We start from the raw sequence: 18,340 nt of genomic DNA, 5'->3' as shown, positions 1-18,340 counted from the left end.
AAGTATTTATTGTGAATTATTATAATTGATTATAAAGAAAGGATTTTTTATGAATTTTGTTGATTATTTGGAAATGGAATATGTCAAAGATGATGATGGAGATCTTATTACAAGAATTCCTATTAGGGAGTATTGTTTGAATATAAATAAAATTATTCACGGTGGTGTTACCATGTCTTTGATCGATACTGCTTGTGGCAAGAAGGCTTCTGAATATTTTGATGGGGAATTTGTCACAAGTGATGGATATGTAAATTTTCTAAGAGCGGGCAAGGACACTGAATTTTTGTATGCGAAATGTATGGCAAAAAAGATTGGAAGAAAAGTTATTAATATTGATTGTAATGTGTTTGATGATAGGAAAAAATTGATTGCAATTGGAAGATTTACTTTTATGAAATTGTAATTTTTTTTATATTTAAATTCTTTTAAAAATTTGTTTTACAAATATTAGATTTATGATATAATGAAACAAGTTCAATAGGACACCAACACCTTGGTGTGCTAAAGTAAAAAGGAGTTAAATATGGACAAAGAAAAAAAATTTTCATCGAGGTTGGGTTTCATCCTGACTGCTGTTGGTAGTGCCGTAGGCATGGCGAATGTATGGGGCTTTCCTTATAAGTTCCAAGATGGTGGAATGTTTTTCTTATTATTTTATTTAGTTTTTGTAGCTCTTTTTGCTTATGTAGGTTTATCAAGTGAATTTGCAATAGGTAGAAGAGCTGGAACTGGAACTTTGGGCTCTTATGAATATGCCTTAAATTCAAAAAATAATAAAAAATCTCATTCATTTTTTAGTAGAAATATAGGAATTTTACCTTTGATTGGATCTTTATTTATTGCAATTGGCTATGCTGTTATAGTTTCATATGTTTTAAAAGCCTTAGTTGATTCTATTACGGGAGAACTTATGGTTGTAAATACTAAAGATTGGTTTGAATCCTTTGCTAATAAGGATTATTCTGTAGTTTTTTACCATTTTATTATAATTTTAGCAACGCTTTTAACCTGTATTAAAGGTGCTCATACTATCGAAAAATCTAATAAAATTATGATGCCTGCATTTTTTATTTTATTTTTAATTATTGCAATTTTTATTTTAACCTTACCAAATGCTCTTGAAGGTTATAAATATATGTTTAGATTTGATTTTGATAAATTGTCATTAAATACTATTGTTAATGCAATGGGACAAGCTTTCTTTTCTCTTTCTGTAACGGGAAGTGGTATGATTGTTTGTGGATCATATCTTGATAAAAAAGAAGATATTTTATCAGCGACGAAATCAACTGCTTTTTTTGATACCTTGGCAGCCCTTTTATCATCTTGTGTAATTGTTCCATCTATTTTAGTTTTTGGACTTTCTCAAGCTGGTGGACCGGGTCTTTTATTTGAAGTTTTGCCAACAATTCTTCAAAATATAAAGGGTGGAAGGATTTTTGCTATAATTCTTTATACTGCGGTTGTTTTTGCAGGAATTTCTTCTTTACAAAATATGTTTGAGGTAATTGTAGAATCAATAATTCATAGGTATAAAAAAATTAAAAGGGCTCACGCTTTGATAATTATTGGTCTTATTACATTTTTAGTTGGTATGAACATGGAGTCAATTGGAAAGTGGGGTCCATGGATGGATCTTGTTTCAATTTATATAATTCCAATTGGAGCATCAATCGGTGCTATAACTTGGTTTTATTTTTGGAAAAAAGAAGAACAGTTGGAAGAAATTAATAGTGGGGCAAAGAAAAAAGTTGGAGAAAAATGGCATAAAATTGGAAAATATATTTATGTTCCAATTGCCATTGGCTTATCAATTTTGGCCTTAGTATTTAAGGTTACATTTTAATTTTAATGGAGATAATAATGGAAAACAATTCGAAATTTACTAACAAATGGGGATTTATCATGGCTTGCGTTGGAAGTGCGGTTGGACTTGCCAACGTTTGGGCTTTTCCCTATAAAATAGGAATGAACGGGGGACTATCTTTCTTAATTCCTTATTTATTCTTTGTATTTTTATTTGGACGTGTAGGGCTTTCTGCAGAAAGTGCAGTTGGAAGAAAATATAAATCGGGCCCTATGGGAGTTTTTAAGGAAGTATGGAAATCAAGAAATAAAGAAGGGGTTGGAAGAGTTTTACGATGGATTCCTCTAGTTGGAGTAGTTTTACTCGCAATTGGATATACGGTTGTAATAACTTATGTACTTAAAGCCTTGCTTGATTCAATAAGTGGAACTTTGTTGACACAAGATCCAAATCTTTGGTTTGAATCAATTTCAACAAATGATTTTGCTCTTGCAAAAGAACATTTTTTATTAATTATTATTGTATTTTTAAGCTTGGCTTATGGAACAAAGGGAATAGAAAAAACAAACTCATTTATGATGCCTTTGTTTTTTGTTTTATTTATAATTCTTGCCATAAGAATAGCTTTTTTGGATAGGGCTGTTGAAGGATATAAATTTATTTTTAGTCTTGAGCCTGAAAAATTAATGGATATAAGATTGTGGATAGCAGCAATGGGTCAAGCTTTTTTCTCTTTATCAATAGTTTCAACAGTTATGGTTGTTTATGGTTCATATCTTCCAGATAGTGAAGATATAGTTCACTCATCAACAATAACTTCTGGCCTTGATACTGTTGCAGCTATGCTATCAACTTTTGTAATGCTTCCAGCGACTTTTGCCTTTGGATTTTCTCAATCAGAAGGACCAAAACTAATATTTGTTGTATTGCCAAAAGTTTTACAAGAAATAGCTGGTGGAAGAGTTTTTGCAATAATTTTATATATAGCAATTGTATTTGCAGGAGTTTTGTCAGTTCAATCTATGATTGAAACAGTTGTAGAAGCAATAACATCAAAATTTGAAAATTTAAAGAGAATCCATGTTTTGATAGCTTTAATGGCAATAGTATTTATTTGTGGATTGTTTTTACATCCAATAGCAAAATGGGGAGTTTGGATGAACTTTGTAACAATTTATATCCTACCAATTTCTGCAATTATGGGAGCAATCTCATGGTTTTGGGTTATGAAAAAAGAAGATTTACTTGATGAAATAAATAAAAGTTCCAAAAAGAAACACGGAGATGGCTGGTACAATTTGGGAAGATATTTATATGTTCCACTTGCAGTAATTCTTTGTATAATTGCAATAAGATATCAAATTTCATTCTAATATGACTTTTTTTATAAAAAAATATATAATTAAAATATATAATTTTATAAGGAGTAGGAATGAAAAGATTTAAAAAAATATTATCACTTGTTTTAATTTTTATTTTATCAGTAAGCCTATCTTCATGTATAGATTTTAAAAATAATTCTGATAATAAAATTTTTTCAAATGAAATTAGTCAAAATGTTTCAAGTGAAGAAAAATCAGAAAAATTAGCTGATGAAAATATAATTGCAATTGATAAGAAAAGACCTAAAAAATTTGATAAAAAAACAAAAGATGAGATAATTAATATTAAGGCTTTTGGGGATTTGATGGCCCATATGGACCAAAACGATTATGCCAAAAATTATGGAAATGGTGAGTACGATTATTCAAACCAATTTGATTATATAAAAGACTTTGTCAAAGACTCAGATCTAAGTATTGGAAATTTTGAAACTAGTGTAAGTAAAACTCGAGAGCCTTCAGGCTATCCTCAATTTACAACACCAAAAGAATATATTAGGGATATTAAAAAAGCTGGTTTTGATGTTTTATCAACTGCAAATAACCATTCAGTTGATTCTTTTGAAGAAGGTATTTTTGATACAATTGATGCCATGGATGAATACGGGATGGCACATGCTGGAACACATAAGGCTGGAGGAGATAGGTTTATTTATCTAGATGTTAAGGGATTAAAAGTTGCTTTTATGTCCTACACTTATGGGGTAAATGGACTTGATGGAGTGATTGAAAAAAATAAGCCTGAAGAAATAATAAATTATCTGGATTCTGAAAAAATAAAATCAGATATTGAAGAGGCAAAGAAAAACAATGCTGATTTAATAATTGTGTATCCTCATTGGGGAGTTGAATACCAATCTTATCCTACTGATGAACATATTAAACTTGGAAGAGATATGATTGATTGGGGAGCGGATTTAGTAATTGGAAATCACCCTCACGTAAGTCAACCTGCTGAAAGATATAAAGCGAAAGACGGTAGAGAGGGATATATTGCTTATTCTTGTGGAAATTTTGTTTCGTGTCAATCTTATGAAGTTTTGGGAGATATTAGAACTGAACAATCAGTTGCTTTTGATATTGATATTTTAAAAGATAAAAAAACTGGAAAGGCAAGACTCGGTCAGGTAGATTTTTATCCAATTTGGAATGGTCATTGGAATGATGAATATGGATATTTGGCAAAAGTTTTTAGAACAAAAGATTTTCTTAAAGGTGGAAAATATTATAACAAGGTAGATGAAAGCCAAAGAGAAAGAATAAAAACTTGTGATCAAATGATTACAGAAACTATAAATACTAAAGTAGAATAAGGCTGCAATGTGCAGTCTTTTTTATTTTTCTCCTATATGGTATTATAAACCTAAGAAAAAGGAGAAATTATGAATTTTATTACAAAGATAGATATTGAAATTTTAAATCTAATACAAAATTTGAAAAGTCCTCTTATGGATAAAACCATGACTACTATAACTGCTCTTGGGAATATGGGGATATTTTGGATTTTATTGATTTTGATTTTTTTGACAAGTAAGGAATACAAAAAATTAGGAAAACTAATGCTTATTTGTCTTTTGGTAAATACTATAATTGTAAATTTAATTTTAAAACCTGCTGTTGGAAGAGATAGGCCTTTTGAAATTGTTGATGGAATAAAATTATTAGTTTTAAAACCACAAGATTCATCCTTTCCTTCTGGTCATTCTGCAATTTCTTTTTGTATGCTTACAGTTATTTTGTTATTTTCGAAATCTACACCTTTAAAAATAATTACAAGTGTACTTGCTGTTTTAATTGCATTTTCAAGGCTATATTTGTATGTACATTTTCCATCGGATGTTTTTTGTGGAATAATTATTGGAGTTCTTACTTCGATTTTTACTTTAAAATTTTATTTTTCAAAAACAGGATTTAAATTTAGAGAAAATCTAGAAAAATTAAGTTTTGATTTCAAAGATTTAAGAAAAATGTAAAAAAATTTGCATATGATGATTAATGGTGTTATAATGTAAAGGTAATGTTAATGCTGGTGTGTCGGAATTGGCAGACGAGACAGACTCAAACTCTGTTGTTCTCCGGAACGTGTGGGTTCAAGTCCCACCACCAGCACCATTAATTTTTTTATTTTTTTCATATTTGAGCTATACCAAGGGGTATGGCTTTTTTTAATGTTTTTTTGTGGGTAAGGTGTGTGCAAGCATAAATTTAAAATAGAATTTTAAAATATTTTTTAAGTAAGTAGATTTTTCTACTTACTTTTTTTGTGCAAAATAAAATGTGTTATACTAATAGAAAGGAGATTTATATGAGTAAAAAAGTAATGCTAATTGATGGATCTAGTTTGATTTTTAGAGCTTTTTTTGCCCTTCCTAATCTTACAAATGCTGATGGGGTTATGACCAATGGCGTTTATGGATTTTTGACTATGTATTTTAGGGCTGTTGAAGAGTATAAGCCTGATTATATTTTGGTAGCTTTTGATAAAAAAACAAAAACTTTTAGGCACAAGGAATTTGAAGATTATAAGGCAAATAGGGACAAGGCTCCAAACGAATTAAATTATCAATTTGGAATTTTAAAAGATATTTTAGATTCACTAAATGTAAAATATTTGGATATAGATGGTTATGAGGCTGACGATATTGTTGGAACTTTTTCAAAAATTGCAAAAGATGAGGGACTTGAAACTGTAATTATTACAGGTGATAAGGATTATTTTCAACTTGTAAATGATGATGTTATTGTCTATCTTACAAGAAAGGGAATTTCTCAAATGGAAGAAATAACCGAAGAAAAAATTAAAGAAGATTATGGCCTTAGTCCAAAGCAATTAATTGATGTTAAGGGTCTGATGGGAGATAAGTCTGATAATATTCCGGGCGTTGATGGAATTGGTGAGAAAACTGCCATTAAATTTATAAAACAATATGGGTCTATGGAAGATTTGTATGACAATTTAGATGATATAAGAGGTAAAAAAACCAAGGAAAATCTAGAAAATTCAAGACAAATTGCCTTTTTGTCCAAAAAAATAGGAACTATTGTAACAAATGCTCCTGTTGGTATGGAAATTTCAGATTTAAAGGTAAAAGAGCCAGACTTGGAATCTTTGAGAGAAAAATTCTCAAAATATAATTTTAATAAATTTATGGAAAAGTTTGAAGATACAAGTGAAGAAAAAAAGGAAGATTTAGATTTTTCATTTGTCTATGATGATTTTTCTTTAACCAATGATATAGAAAAAGAGAAAATATTTTATTTTAAAAGTCTTTATGAAGGAGAAAATTATATCCATTCAAAAGCTTTTAAAATTGGAATAAAAACACCTTCATCAAGAACCCATATTTATGATGCAAATGATGAATTTGTTGAAAATTTCAAAAAATATTTTGAAGATGAAAAGATTAAAAAAGTTTCTTTTGATATAAAAGAAGATATTGTTTTATTTGATAAGCTTGGGATAAATTTATCCCTTCCTTATGATGATACCATGCTTATGCACTATCTTATAGATCCTTCCAGGTCTTCTTACGATTTAAAAACTTTTAGTCAGGCTTTTTTGAAATATGAAGTTTCAAATGAAGAAGACTTGCTTGGTAAGGGAAAAAATAAAAAATCATACAAGGATTTAGAAACAGAAAATCTTGGCAAATACTTAGCTTCAATTGTAAATGCAATTGAGGATAGTTTGGATATTTTGACCCAAAAATTAAAAGAGCTTTCTATGTATGATCTTTATAAGGATTGTGAAATAAAATTATCCAAAGTTTTGGCAGATATGGAAATAACTGGCTTTGTCTGTGATAAAAATGAGCTTGAAAAGATTAAAGATGAAGTTTCAATCGAACTTGAAGATTTGGAAAAAATAATATATGAGCTTGCTGGTAGCGAGTTTAATATAAATTCACCAAAACAACTTTCAAAAATTTTGTTTGAAGATTTAGAACTTCCAGTTATAAAAAAGACAAAAACTGGATATTCTACAAACGCTCAAGTTTTGGAAAAGCTTAGGGACAAACACCCAATAATCAAAAAAATCGAAAGATACAGGGAGATGTATAAATTAAAATCAACCTATCTTGAAAGTTTGGAAGAGTGTATTGATGAAGATGGAAGAATAAGGTCAACCTTTAAGCAAAATGTTACAGCTACAGGCAGACTTTCATCAACCGAACCAAACCTACAAAACCTACCAATTAGAACCGAAGAAGGCAGAAAAATCAGAAAAGCCTTCAAGGCAGATGAAGGAAGAGTTTTAATTGATGCAGATTATTCACAAATCGAATTAAGAGTTTTGTCTCATCTTGCAAATGACAAAAAAATGCAAGAAGCATTTTCAAATAGTATTGATATTCACACAAAAACAGCTTCAGAAGTCTTTGATACACCAATCGATGAGGTTACAAAATTACAAAGAAGTGAAGCAAAGGCTGTAAATTTTGGGATAATTTATGGAATAAGCGATTATGGCCTAAGCCAAAATTTAAATATTCCAAGAAAAAGAGCTAAGGAATATATAGAAAACTACCTTGATACCTACCCTGAAATCAAAAAATATATGAAAGATATAGTAAAAAAGGCCAAAGAAGATGGATATGTAAACACCATATTTAATAGAAGAAGATATGTTCCAGAAATAAATTCTAAAAACTTTAATGTAAGAAGTTTTGGAGAAAGAGTCGCTTTAAATACTCCAATCCAAGGATCAGCAGCAGATATAATCAAATTTGCCATGATAAATTCATACGAAAATCTAAAAAAATCAAAGATTGATGCAAAAATAGTCTTGCAAATCCACGATGAAATAATCATTGAAGCAAGTAAAAATGATTTAGAAAAAGCAAAGGAAATATTAAAATCATCCATGCAAGAAGCAGTAAAACTAAGAGTACCACTCTTGGTTGACATAGATAGTGGAGATAGCATGTATGAATCAAAATAAAATCGTAATAACAGGAACTATAGCAAGTGGAAAATCTTCCCTTTCGGAAATTTTGAGAAAAAAAGGATACAAGGTAATAGATAGTGACCAAATAAATAGGAAATTATTAGAAGAAGATCAAGTAAATTACAAGGAAATTCTATCATCAAAGGCCTTTGACGAGGCTTTTGATGGGGATAAACTTGATAAGAAAAAACTTGCTAAGATTATTTTTAATGATCCTAAAAAAAGAGAATTAATAAATAAAATTACCCACAAAAATATAATTTCCTATATAAATTATTTAATAGAAAAAAGCAAGGATAAAAATATTTTTGTAGAAATTCCCTTATATTTTCAGATGAAAGAAAAATTTCCTTGCGACTATGTGCGGCTAGTTTGTGCAAAAAGAGAAGTACAAATACAAAGGCTTATGAAGAGGGATAAAATTGATAGAGAATTTGCAATAAAAAAAATAGAAAGTCAAGATTATTTGTCAATGAAAGAAAAATCAGACCTTATTTTCGATAATAGCACAAGTTTAGAAGATTTAGAAAAAAAAGTAGAAATAGCTTTAAAAAATTTGGAGAAAATATGAAAGCTTTAAAAAATATTTTTAAAATAATAGGAATAATAGTTTTGGCAATGGTAATGGTTGTAATAATAAGTTTTTCAATCGTAGCCTACCAAACATCAAGGCAAAAAATCGCCTACCAAGATGAAATAAAAAAATATTCAGAAAAATACAATGTTGATCCGCTTTTAGTTGCATCAATAATAAAAGTAGAAAGTGACTATGATAACGAAGCACATTCAAATCAAAATGCAAAGGGTCTAATGCAACTTTTAGATTCATCAGCAAAACACAGTGCAGAAATAATTGGAGAAGAATATTATCCTGATAAATTAAAAGATGTTGATTATAATTTAAATTTGGGAGTAGGCTATTTTAATTATTTGAATAAATATTATAACAATACTGATTTGGCCCTTGCAGCCTATAATGGTGGGATAGGAAATGTAGATAAGTGGTTGGCTGATAAAAAAATAGATAGGCACGATCCAGATCCTACAAAAATTCCAACAGAAGAAACAAGACAATATGTAATAAAAATAAATTCAAATTATGATTTAATGAAAGTTTTTTATGATGAAGGCCTTCCAAGTAAAAATGATTTAAAGGATAGAAAAAAACTTGCTATAAAAAATTATAAGAAATTTGTTAAAAAAATATTATTTGATGTCCTCTAAACATTGAATAATATTTTCAAATAATTTATAATGCTTATATACGTATTAAATGAAAGGAGAGATTATGGCTCTAGAAAATTTGTCATTTGACAATGGAGTTAAAATTCCAGAGTATAAGGAATTAAGTGAAAATAAAGACTTAATTGTTGCAAAAATTCCAAAAACTGTAACAATTCCTCTTACTCAACATATTGGAGCTCCAAGCAAATGTTTAGTTAAGAAAAACGATGAAGTAAAAATAGGAGAGCTTATCGGTGAAGCCGTAGGTAATTTTTCTGCTAATATTCACTCATCAGTTAACGGTAAAGTCACAAGTGTAATCGATATCCAAACAGCATCTGGAAAAAACAGTAAGGCTGTTGTAATCGATACTGAAGGCTATGACCAAGAAATTAACTACGAAAGAAAAGATGTTACAAACCTTACTAAAGAAAAAATAGTTGAGGTAATTAAAGAAAACGGTCTTGTAGGTATGGGAGGGGCAGCTTTTCCTGCACATATTAAATATTCACCAAATAAACCAGTTGATACAGTTATTATAAACGGTGCAGAGTGTGAACCTTACGTTACTTGCGATGATTTACTTTTAAAAACAAAAGCAGAAGTTATTGTTGATGCTTTAGAACTTCTTGTAAAAGCAGTGGATGCTAAAAAAGGAATTATAGCAATCGAAGATAACAAACCAGAAGCAATCGAAAAAGTTAAAAAGGCAGTGGCAAAGAAAAATTCATCAAAACTTGAAGTAGCAACCATGGTTACTAAATATCCTCAAGGAGATGAAAAAAGAATTATTAATGCCGTATTACATAGAGAGGTTCCATCAGGTGGACTCCCAATGGATGTTGGAGTAATAGTATCAAATGTTTCAAGTGCTAACGCAGTTTATGAAGCAGTTTATTATGGAAAACCATTAATAGAAAGATATATGACAGTAACAGGTCATGGTGTCAAAAATCCATCTAATTTTCTTGTAAGAATTGGAACAAGCTTTGAACATATGATAGAAGAAGCTGGTGGACTAACAGAAGATGCTGGAAAAGTAATAAATGGTGGACCAATGATGGGAATTGCCCAACCAAATACAAATCAACCAGTAGAAAAAGCTAGCAACTGTATATTAGTTTTAAACAAAGAAGAATCAAAGGCACCAATTACAAATCCTTGTATAAGATGTGCTAAGTGTGTAAATGTTTGTCCAGTTGGACTTATGCCTTTATTAATACATAAATTTTCACTAAAAGAAAAATTTGATAAGGCTCAAGATCTTCATATACTTGATTGTATAGAATGTGGATCATGTTCATATATTTGTCCATCAAAAAGACCTTTAGTTGAAGCTATTAGGTTTGGAAAAAGACAAATTCGTCAAGCAGGAAAGTAGAGGAGAAATAAATGGAAGCAAAAAAATTATTAGTATCATCCTCTCCTCATATGAGAAGCGAGAGAACTGTTACTAAAGAAATGTTAGATGTAATTATTGCCCTCATTCCAACAGGTCTTGTAGGAATCTATTTCTTTGGAATGAAAGCTTTAATCTTGATGATAGCATCAGTTTTAAGTTGTGTGATAGCAGAATTTATATCTAACAAAGTAATGAAAAGACAATCATCAATAAGTGATTTATCAGCCGTAGTTACAGGTTTACTTTTAGCCTACAATATTCCAGTTACAATGCCAGTTTGGCAAACAGTAATAGGTGCAGTTTTTGCTATAGTTATTTGTAAGCAATTTTTTGGTGGAATAGGACAAAATATTGTAAACCCAGCTTTGGGAGCAAGAGCATTTTTACTTGCATCTTGGTCAAAAAATATGTCAAATTATGTAGCACCTGGAAAAGTTTCTGCAGTATCAGCAGCAACAGTTTTATCAGGTGGAGAAAAACCAGCCTTACTAGATATGTTTATAGGAAATATGGGAGGTTGTATCGGAGAAGTTTCAACAATCGCCATATTAATCGGAGCAGCATACCTAGTATTTAGAAAAGTTATCTCATTAAGAATACCTGCAGTATACATATTAACAACAGCTATCTTATTAATGGTATTTAATAAATCTGTAGATGGAATACTTGAACAATTATTATCAGGTGGTTTAATGCTTGGGGCATTTTTTATGGCAACAGATTATACAACAAGTCCAGTTACCAAAAAAGGTGAGATAATATTTGCATTTGGTTGTGGTCTTATCACTTCACTTATAAGAGTTTTTGGTGGATATCCAGAAGGTGTTTCTTATTCAATCTTACTAATGAACTTGTTAGTTCCTCTTATAGATAGTAAGACAATGCCTAAGGTATTTGGTGTAGCTAATAAAGGGGCAAAAGATGAATAAAGCATTAAAATTAGGAATAAAATTATTAATAATTACAGCTGTATCAGCTTTGGTATTGGCCTTTACAAATTCAGTTACAGAACCAATCATTAAAAAAGCTGAACAAGAAAAATTAAATGAATCATTAAAGATTGCCTATCCAGATGGAAAAGACTTTGAAGAAGTAAAAGGAAAATTTCCTGAATCTGTAAAAGGAGTCTACAAAGCTGACGGAGGTAAAGGATATGTGTTTGATGTAAACTCTAAAGGTGGATACGGTGGGGACATCGAATTTATAGTTGGAGTTGACAGTGAAAATAAATTAACAGGATTCAGCCCTCTAAAACATTCTGAATCAGCAGGATTTGGTCTTCAAATGGAAGAAGATTGGTTTAAAGATGGAGTTAAGGGTGTAAGCATTGATGAAAAAGTTGGTGCATCTGAAGCTGGATCTGAAAATGAAATTGTAGGAATTTCAGGAGCTACATATTCAACCAATGCTATCCTTAATGGTATAAATACTGCTCGTGAAGTATTGAAAGATATTAAGTAGGGGGATAAATATGGAAAGACAAACCGGAAAACCTATAGATGTTCAAAAAGAAAAAGAAAAAAGAAAGAAAAAATCTGTAAACTTGGGAAAAGTTTTTAAAGATGGAATATTTTCAAATAACCCTGTATTCGTACAAATGGTTGGAATGTGTTCTGTACTTGCTATTTCTTCTTCACTTTCAAATGCAATAGGAATGGGAGCTGCAGTAATTTTTGTACTCACACTTTCAAATTTAGTAATTTCTTTACTAAGAAATTTCATACCAGATGAAGTAAGAATTCCAGCTTTTATAGTTGTAATCGCAAGTTTCGTAACCATGGTTCAAATGATTATCAAGGCATATTTACCAGCATTAGACCAATCACTTGGAATCTTTATTCCACTTATAGTTGTAAACTGTATAATTCTTGCAAGGGCTGAAGGATTTGCTTCTCAACAAGGTCCTATTGCATCAATTGTTGATGGTATAGGTCAAGGATTAGGCTATACTATTGCTATTTCAATTCTTGCAGCTATAAGAGAATTATTTGGAAATGGTACATTACTAGATAATAGAATAATTCCTGAAGATTATACAATTGGATTTTTAATTCAACCAGCATCTTCATTTATTATCCTAGGAATCATGTTTGCAGTAGCAGCAGCTATTTCAAACAAGAAGAAAAATAATAAGTAGGAGGAATTATGTCAGAATTATTTTCAATTATTATTGCATCAATTTTTGTAAATAACTATGTATTGGGACAATTTTTAGGAATTTGTCCTACACTTGGTGTAACAAGTAAGGTAGAAACAGCAAAGGGAATGGGAGCTGCAGTAATTTTTGTAGTTACCTTATCATCTATAATTACTTGGATAATCCAATACTACATACTTGATCCATTAAATATTGGATATTTACAAACTGTTGTATTTATTTTGGTAATAGCATCTCTAGTACAAACAGTAGAAATGATTATGAAAAAATCAATGCCAAATCTTTACGAAGCACTTGGTGTTTATTTACCTCTAATTACAACAAATTGTATAGTACTTGGTGTAGCAATTAAAAATATAAATGAAAGCTATAATTTATTAGAAACAACAATTAACTCAGCAGCAGCTGCAGTAGGATTTTTAATAGCTTTAGTAATATTAGCTTCTATAAGAGAAAAAATAGAAGATAACGACTTGCCAGAAGCTTTCAAGGGTGGACCTATCACATTAATTACTCTAGGTCTAATGTCAATTGCCTTTATGGGCTTTGCAGGATTAGCATAGGGGAGAAATGTCATGAATAATATATTAATACCAACACTTGTATTAGCTGTTTTAGGATTTGTTCTAGCAGGTCTATTAGGTGTTATTAGTAAAAAATTTGAAGTAGAAACAGACCCAATTGTAGAAAGAGTAAGAGAGGCTCTTCCTGGGGCAAACTGTGGAGCTTGTGGATATCCAGGCTGTGATGGATGTGCAAATGCTATAGCAAAAGGTGAAGCTCCAGTTTCAGCTTGTGTTATTGGTGGACAATCTGTAACAGATGCAGTTGCTAGTGCTATGGGAGTAGAATCTGCAGGAGCAGGAGAAAAAAATGTTGCTGTAGTTAAATGTAATGGAACTTGCGAAAATGCAAAAGACTTATATGATTATGCAGGTCTTGAAGATTGTAGGGCTCAAATTGCACTATTTGGTGGAAAAAAAGCTTGTAATTATGGATGTCTAGGATGTGGATCATGTGTAAAAGCTTGTGAATTTGATGCTATACATATGGTAGATGGAGTAAGCGTAGTTGATAAGGAAAAGTGTGTAGCTTGTGGAGCTTGTGTTAAAACTTGTCCAAAAGATATAATTGATCTTGTTCCTTATTCACAAAAAGCAATTGTAAAATGTTCATCACATGATAAAGGAAAAGATGTTAGAGGAAATTGTAAAGTTGGATGTATTGGTTGTTCAATTTGTGCAAGAACTTATCCTGAAGGATTTACAATGGATAATTTCTTATCAAAAGAAACAATTTCTGATAATTTAGATCTTAATCTATTAAAAGAAGCAGCTGAAAAATGTCCTGCAAAATGTATTGATGTTGAGTAAAAATAAGATAAAGATTTGACCATCGAAATAAATCGGTGGTCATTTTTTATTGGATTTTTTAAATTGACATCAATCTATTTTAAATGATAAACTCTTATAAGAGGTAGTTATGAAATTTAAAAAAAGAGATAAATTGGTTGTCATATTACTATTATTTTTAAGCATTGGCATGGCTTTTTTTGTGCAAAAATTTAAGTCAAATGAAAATGGTAATTATTTGAGAGTTGAGCTTAATGGAAAAGAATATGGCAGGTATCCTTTAAATAAAGATAAAACTTTTAAAATTAAAATTGATAAAGATGAGTATAATATAGTTGAAATAAAAAATGGCAAGGTAAAGATGAGAGAGGCAAATTGTAGGGATTTGATTTGTACTCATATGCCAAGTATTGAAAAAGTTGGTGAGACTATAGTTTGTCTTCCACATAGGCTGATTTTAGAAATTATTTCAAGTGATGATGAAAAAGATGATCAGGAAATTGATAAGGTGGTTGGATGAAAAATAATGGATTAAAAGTTTATATAAATTTAGCACTTTTACTTGCCTTATCTTTGGCTGTTTCTTTGATTGAATCAGCTATTCCTATGCCAGTACCAATTCCAGGTGCAAGGCTTGGTTTTTCTAATATAATTATTTTGGTAAGTATTTGTTTGTATGACTTTAAAAAAGCTCTTTGTGTAAGTATATTGAAATCTTTTTTATTGGTTTTAATAACTGGATCTGTGATGAGTTTTTTTTATTCTTTTGTAGGTGCTATTTTTTCTACAACTGCTATGTATTTTTCGCTTAAAAAGGTTGATGATGATTTTTCCCTTATTGGTGTAAGTGAAATAGGGGCTTTTTTTCATAATCTGGGTCAAATTTTTGTGGCTATATTTTTTATGCAAAATATAAAGATGTTTTATTATTTTCCAGTTTTAGTTTTTATAGGAATTTTTACTGGATTTTTTGTTGGTTTAAGTTCAAATTTTATTGTTGAGCATTTAGAGAAAATTGGTGTTTTGAATGAATAAAAAGATTAAAGATTTAGATATTAGTCAAAGACCGAGGGAAAAATTAAAATATTATGGTTATGAAGTTCTTAGTGATGAGGACCTTATTGCTATATTAATTGAAACTGGTTCTAAAAAGAAAAATGCAATAGAAATTTCTAGAGAAATTTTAAATAAATTTTCTGCTGAAGAACTTTTGTCTATTAGTATTGAAGAATTATGTGAAATAGATGGAATAAAACTTGCAAAGGCCAGTAAAATTATTGCAGCTATACAACTTGGTAAAAGACTTAGTGAAAAAATTATAAACAAAGAAATCAAGTGCATTAATTCTTGTGATGATGTTTTTTATTTGATGAAAAATATGTTTTTAGACACAAAAAAAGAACATTTCTATGCTATATTATTAAATACTAAAAATGTAATTATTAGTAAGGAATTAATTTCTACGGGAGACCTTAATTCTTCTATAGTTAATCCTAGGGAATGTTTTACAAGGGCAGTTAGAAAAAGTGCGAATTCTGTGATTTTTGTTCACAATCACCCAAGTAGAAATCCTAAACCTTCAAGTAATGATAAAATAATTACTGAGAGGCTAGTTAAAGCTGGTGAAATTTTGAATATAAGTGTTTTGGACCATATTATTATTGGAAATAATGAATATTTTAGTTTTAGAAAAGAGAATATTATATAGGAGATAAAGATGAATTTTAGGATTATGGCAGAAGACCTAGCAATTGACTTAGGTACTAGCGATATTAAAGTTTTTAAGAAAAACGAAGGAGTAGCAATATCAGAGCCATCAGTTTTGGTCCTTGACCACCAAAGTAAATCTATTAAGGCAATTGGTCATGAGGCAAAAGAGATGGTTGGGAAAACTCCTGATGAAATTATAGTACAAAGACCTATTGAAAATGGAGTTATATCGGATTTTAATTTGACTGAAGCAATGTTAAATTATTTTTTTCAAAAAATAAATCCTGGTTTTTCAGTTATTCAACCAAGGGTTGTTGTTTGTGTGCCAAGTGGAATTACTGACATCGAACAAAGGGCAGTTGAAGATGCTTCTTTGCACGCTGGAAGTAGGGATGTGATTATGGTTGACGAATCTCTTGCAGCATGCTTTGGTGTTGGGCTTAGTCCTGAAGATCCAAGAGGGATTTTGACTTTAAATCTTGGAGCAGGAACCAGTGAGGTTTGTGTAATTAGCCTTAATGGGATTGTTTCTAGCAAAACTTTAAAAATGGGTGGAGATGATATTGATAAAAATATCCAAGCATTTTTAAGAGAAAATAAAAAAATTGAAATTGGCCTTAATAGTGCAGAGATCATAAAAAAAGAATTGTTATCTCTTAAATTAAAGGATAAAGAAATTGCTATGGAAATTGAGGGAAAAGATTTAAAAGATGGTCAACCAAAGAGTATTAAAGTAAAAAGTGAAGAAATAGCTCAATGTATCAGTGAATATGCTGATTTGCTTGTTGATATGATTTATTTAGTTTTAGAAAAGACTCCACCAGAATTATCAAGTGATATAAAAAATGATGGATTCTTGATGACAGGTGGGATGGCAAATGTCAAAGGTCTTAGAGAATATATTGAAAAAATAACAAATTTGAAGGCAAAAGTTTCTGAAAAACCAGAATTTGATGCCATCAAGGGTGCAGGTTTAATAATGGAAAATCCTGAAAGATTTTTGAAATTTCAAAGTAGGTAAATATGGCTTATAGAAGAAAGAAAAAAAATAATAAATATTTTTTTATAACAGTTTTTTTGTTGGTCTTATTGATATTTATTTCAAGTTTAACTGATGGTTTGGCTGAGGCTGGAAGTAATATTACGAATACAATTTTTAGGCCTATAAATAAAATATCATATTCTGTATCATCTGAAGTTATTAAGGCTATTGAAGATACGGTTGGGTCAAAACAAACAAGATCTGAAGTAGAAAAATTGAAAATTGAAAATAAAAATCTCTTAAAGGAAAATGCAAATTTAATGGAGATTATTAATAGAAAAGATTTCTTGAAAGCTGAAAATGATGCTTTGAAGGACGAAAAGTACCAATATTTGAAAGCTCAAGTTATAAATTCAGATGTAAAAAGTATGCAAGAATCATTTTTTATCGACAAGGGTGAAAAAGATGGAATCAAAGTTAATGATGTAGTATTGCAAGCAATTGGAGATAGCGAATATTCATCTGCTGTGATTGGTAAAGTTGTTAAGGTAAACAAAAATACTAGTAAGATTGAGACTATTAAAAATTCATCAAATGACGTATCATTTATAAACTCAAGAAGCGGGGACTATGGTGTTATTGATGATTATAAAAACAAAACTATAAGTGGATATATGCTAGAAGTTTCAAGTGATGTTAAAAATTCTGATATTCTTATTACAAGCGGTATTGGAGGAGTTTATCCAAAGGGATTATATTTGGGAGAAATTTCAAATGTTAATATGAGCAAGGATTCATTGAGAAAGAACGTCACAGTTGATTCTCCAGTAGATTTTACCCATTTATACAGGGTTTTAATTCTTAGAAGGTAGGTGGATATATGAATAAATTTAAAACTTTTATAATAGCTTTTATATCTTTTATCCTACAAATTAGTGTATTTTCGAAAATTGATATATTTGGAGCTAATATAAATATTATAATCGCCTTTATCATCTGTTTATCACTTACACTTGGGTCAAATAGTGGGGCTTATGCTGGGCTTATCATAGGACTTTTCGAAGATTTGATGTTTTCAAATATTATAGGTATTAGAGCCTTGTCATATTTTTTAATTGGACATTTTGTTGGGGATAAAAAGTTTAGATTTAACAATGATAAAAATACAGGTTTGATTTTAACTTTTGCATGTACAATAATAAATTTTGCTTTTGTAAGTTTAATAACATATATTTTTAAAACAGACCTAGTTGTAATAAAAAATTACTTATTTATACCACTTTTAGTTGAGGCTTTGTTAAATACATTAATTTATTTTATTTATCATTTTATAATTAAAAAAATTATGTATATTCCAACATATAGGATATAG

The 18,340-nt window shown here is 29.9% G+C and carries 20 protein-coding genes and 1 tRNA gene; all 21 read left to right on the top strand.

Annotation, left to right across the window (positions count from 1 at the left end; all coding sequences use genetic code 11):
- The first annotated feature begins 49 nt into the window (after positions 1 to 49).
- The 21 genes from BN3265_RS06155 to mreD all read left to right on the top strand — a co-directional run bounded on the left by BN3265_RS06155 (position 50) and on the right by mreD (position 18,340).
- The gene (locus BN3265_RS06155; RefSeq protein WP_058990664.1) at positions 50 to 406 is read left to right on the top strand and encodes a PaaI family thioesterase; all 357 of its coding nucleotides are present in this window, start codon (positions 50 to 52) and stop codon (positions 404 to 406) included.
- A gap of 120 nt (positions 407 to 526) precedes the next feature.
- Positions 527 to 1,849, top strand: coding sequence for a sodium-dependent transporter (locus BN3265_RS06150; protein WP_058990663.1), 1,323 nt, complete (start codon positions 527 to 529; stop codon positions 1,847 to 1,849).
- A 17-nt stretch (positions 1,850 to 1,866) separates the two neighbouring features.
- On the top strand, positions 1,867 to 3,183 hold the full coding sequence (locus BN3265_RS06145) for a sodium-dependent transporter (protein WP_058990662.1): 1,317 nt from the start codon (positions 1,867 to 1,869) through the stop codon (positions 3,181 to 3,183).
- A gap of 59 nt (positions 3,184 to 3,242) precedes the next feature.
- Positions 3,243 to 4,505 (top strand): CapA family protein, encoded by a 1,263-nt coding sequence (locus BN3265_RS06140; protein ID WP_058990661.1) that lies wholly within the window; start codon positions 3,243 to 3,245, stop codon positions 4,503 to 4,505.
- Between the two features lie 69 nt (positions 4,506 to 4,574).
- A complete protein-coding gene (locus BN3265_RS06135; RefSeq protein WP_058990660.1) occupies positions 4,575 to 5,165 on the top strand; it encodes a phosphatase PAP2 family protein in 591 nt (196 codons plus the stop codon).
- 52 nt (positions 5,166 to 5,217) lie between these two features.
- Positions 5,218 to 5,304: transfer RNA gene (locus BN3265_RS06130), tRNA-Leu, on the top strand.
- 193 nt (positions 5,305 to 5,497) lie between these two features.
- A complete protein-coding gene (gene polA, locus BN3265_RS06125; RefSeq protein WP_058990659.1) occupies positions 5,498 to 8,134 on the top strand; it encodes a DNA polymerase I in 2,637 nt (878 codons plus the stop codon).
- Positions 8,121 to 8,711 (top strand): dephospho-CoA kinase, encoded by a 591-nt coding sequence (coaE, locus tag BN3265_RS06120; protein WP_058990658.1) that lies wholly within the window; start codon positions 8,121 to 8,123, stop codon positions 8,709 to 8,711. Before polA ends, coaE begins: the two co-directional genes overlap by 14 nt.
- Entirely contained in the window at positions 8,708 to 9,364 is a 657-nt protein-coding gene (locus BN3265_RS06115) for a lytic transglycosylase domain-containing protein (RefSeq protein WP_058990657.1), read from the top strand. Before coaE ends, BN3265_RS06115 begins: the two co-directional genes overlap by 4 nt.
- Positions 9,365 to 9,428: 64 nt before the next feature.
- A complete protein-coding gene (gene rsxC, locus BN3265_RS06110; protein ID WP_058990656.1) occupies positions 9,429 to 10,745 on the top strand; it encodes an electron transport complex subunit RsxC in 1,317 nt (438 codons plus the stop codon).
- Between the two features lie 11 nt (positions 10,746 to 10,756).
- On the top strand, positions 10,757 to 11,695 hold the full coding sequence (locus BN3265_RS06105; RefSeq protein WP_058990655.1) for an RnfABCDGE type electron transport complex subunit D: 939 nt from the start codon (positions 10,757 to 10,759) through the stop codon (positions 11,693 to 11,695).
- Positions 11,688 to 12,227: an RnfABCDGE type electron transport complex subunit G gene (locus BN3265_RS06100; protein WP_058990654.1), complete on the top strand. Its 540-nt coding sequence runs from the start codon at positions 11,688 to 11,690 to the stop codon at positions 12,225 to 12,227. The genes BN3265_RS06105 and BN3265_RS06100 overlap by 8 nt, the downstream gene beginning before the upstream one ends.
- Before the next feature lie 10 nt (positions 12,228 to 12,237).
- Complete coding sequence (gene rsxE, locus BN3265_RS06095) at positions 12,238 to 12,903, top strand: electron transport complex subunit RsxE (protein WP_058990653.1); 666 nt, start codon at positions 12,238 to 12,240, stop codon at positions 12,901 to 12,903.
- Positions 12,904 to 12,911: 8 nt separating this feature from the next.
- Positions 12,912 to 13,487 (top strand): electron transport complex subunit RsxA, encoded by a 576-nt coding sequence (gene rsxA / locus BN3265_RS06090; RefSeq protein ID WP_058990652.1) that lies wholly within the window; start codon positions 12,912 to 12,914, stop codon positions 13,485 to 13,487.
- A gap of 12 nt (positions 13,488 to 13,499) precedes the next feature.
- Positions 13,500 to 14,297 (top strand): RnfABCDGE type electron transport complex subunit B, encoded by a 798-nt coding sequence (locus BN3265_RS06085; RefSeq protein WP_058990651.1) that lies wholly within the window; start codon positions 13,500 to 13,502, stop codon positions 14,295 to 14,297.
- A gap of 109 nt (positions 14,298 to 14,406) precedes the next feature.
- Positions 14,407 to 14,796 (top strand): NusG domain II-containing protein, encoded by a 390-nt coding sequence (locus BN3265_RS06080; protein WP_058990650.1) that lies wholly within the window; start codon positions 14,407 to 14,409, stop codon positions 14,794 to 14,796.
- The gene (locus BN3265_RS06075; protein WP_058990649.1) at positions 14,793 to 15,311 is read left to right on the top strand and encodes a Gx transporter family protein; all 519 of its coding nucleotides are present in this window, start codon (positions 14,793 to 14,795) and stop codon (positions 15,309 to 15,311) included. The genes BN3265_RS06080 and BN3265_RS06075 overlap by 4 nt, the downstream gene beginning before the upstream one ends.
- On the top strand, positions 15,304 to 15,984 hold the full coding sequence (radC, locus tag BN3265_RS06070) for a RadC family protein (RefSeq protein WP_058990648.1): 681 nt from the start codon (positions 15,304 to 15,306) through the stop codon (positions 15,982 to 15,984). Before BN3265_RS06075 ends, radC begins: the two co-directional genes overlap by 8 nt.
- A 9-nt stretch (positions 15,985 to 15,993) precedes the next feature.
- Complete coding sequence (gene mreB / locus BN3265_RS06065; protein ID WP_058990647.1) at positions 15,994 to 17,007, top strand: rod shape-determining protein; 1,014 nt, start codon at positions 15,994 to 15,996, stop codon at positions 17,005 to 17,007.
- Positions 17,008 to 17,009: 2 nt separating this feature from the next.
- On the top strand, positions 17,010 to 17,840 hold the full coding sequence (mreC, locus tag BN3265_RS06060) for a rod shape-determining protein MreC (protein ID WP_058990646.1): 831 nt from the start codon (positions 17,010 to 17,012) through the stop codon (positions 17,838 to 17,840).
- Between the two features lie 8 nt (positions 17,841 to 17,848).
- Positions 17,849 to 18,340, top strand: a complete 492-nt coding sequence (gene mreD, locus BN3265_RS06055) for a rod shape-determining protein MreD (RefSeq protein ID WP_058990645.1) — start codon at positions 17,849 to 17,851, stop codon at positions 18,338 to 18,340.

This window comes from Anaerococcus rubeinfantis (assembly GCF_001487145.1).
Lineage (GTDB): Bacteria > Bacillota > Clostridia > Tissierellales > Peptoniphilaceae > Anaerococcus > Anaerococcus rubeinfantis.
Note: the sequence above shows the minus strand (reverse complement) of the source record. Positions and strands in the feature narration are given on the sequence as shown.